Consider the following 820-nt stretch of genomic DNA (forward strand, 5'->3'; position numbering starts at 1 on the left):
TTCTAAGGCTTGATTGAGAGCCGTCAGAGTCAGACTGTGATCTAATCCTCGCCCTAAGTGCCAACCGCGAATACAACGGGTGAACACATCCATTCACACAGCCAGATAAACAAATCCTTCGCCTAAGCGGATGTACGTGATGTCTCCCACCCAAACTTGATTCGGTCGCTCAATTCGCAATCCTGCCACCCGATTTGGATAACGAGCAAACGCATGATTGCTATTGGTGGTTCGACATCGCCGTTTCGGAGCTTTCCCGACGAGTCCCATTTCTTTGATCAGTCGTGCCACTCGCTTGTGGTTGACCACAACTCCTTGTCGTTTCAATTGCTGCGTGATTCGACGATAGCCATAACGCGGAAATTCCCCAGCAATGTGGTCGATCTGCTGTTTTAATCCAGCTTCAAATTCTGCGTCTGGCTCAACCGCATGATAGTACAGGCTACTTCGATTCACTGATAGTACTTCACACAGTTGGCGGACTGAATACTGAGGGTGCAACTCGTGGATGATTTCGCGTTTGCGATCCTCACTCAGAGACTCGATACTTTTTTTGCAATCTCTAATTGCATCGTCAATTTCCCCACCATTTGTTCGAGTTCGGCAATTCTTGCTTCTGCTTCCGTGACTTGTCCGACTTCGCCAAACACCACAGGCGCTCGTTCGACGAATTCGTTTTGCCACCGCGTGAGAACACTGCGATGCACGCCATGCACTCGACTCGCTTCGCTTTGGGTCTTCTCTCCACGTAGCAATTCGAGCACCAGTTTGGCTTTGAATTGGGGGGTGTATTTTTTCGCTGAATTTGACATGCACTTGA

The 820-nt window shown here is 49.1% G+C and carries 2 protein-coding genes; both read right to left on the bottom strand.

The genetic code is table 11. The annotated features are described in order from the left end of the window. Positions 1-93 precede the first annotated feature (93 nt). Positions 94-456, bottom strand: coding sequence for an IS3 family transposase (locus ACQ4M5_RS41825; protein WP_430681704.1), 363 nt, complete (start codon positions 454-456; stop codon positions 94-96). Positions 457-533: 77 nt separating this feature from the next. Beyond that, positions 534-820, bottom strand: a 287-nt coding sequence (locus ACQ4M5_RS41830) for a transposase (protein ID WP_430681705.1), incomplete at its 5' end; no start/stop codon positions are given.

The sequence above is a fragment of the Leptolyngbya sp. AN10 genome (assembly GCF_050565645.1).
Classification (GTDB): domain Bacteria; phylum Cyanobacteriota; class Cyanobacteriia; order Leptolyngbyales; family Leptolyngbyaceae; genus Leptolyngbya.